At 52.8% G+C, this 252-nt stretch carries 1 protein-coding gene; it reads right to left on the bottom strand.

The genetic code is table 11. The features are described from left to right. Window positions 1-190 (bottom strand): hypothetical protein (locus SB725_RS32670; RefSeq protein ID WP_410923634.1); only part of this gene is annotated, 190 nt, incomplete at its 3' end. Window positions 191-252: the final 62 nt, after the last annotated feature.

Genomic DNA, 252 nt, shown 5'->3' on the forward strand with positions numbered 1-252 from the left:
CCCTCATCGCCGATTCGACAGCCGCGGAAGGTTTGCTTTGCAGCGCGCACAGGGCAGCATCAATCAAATGCAGAATGATCCCTAGCAGGCACAAGGAAAGGTAGTTCTTCGGTATGCCAAACTGCTCATCTTTGATTGCTAGCCTCATCAGATCGTCGGGCCACATTTCAAAAATTCGTTCGCGAGTCAAGCCCTCGTGCCCCTTAATGGCGCCATCACGCTCTAGCAATACAAGAGCCTTGTGCCTTGCGT

It is taken from the genome of Pseudomonas sp. SIMBA_041, from assembly GCF_046535095.1.
Lineage (GTDB): Bacteria > Pseudomonadota > Gammaproteobacteria > Pseudomonadales > Pseudomonadaceae > Aquipseudomonas > Aquipseudomonas mucoides.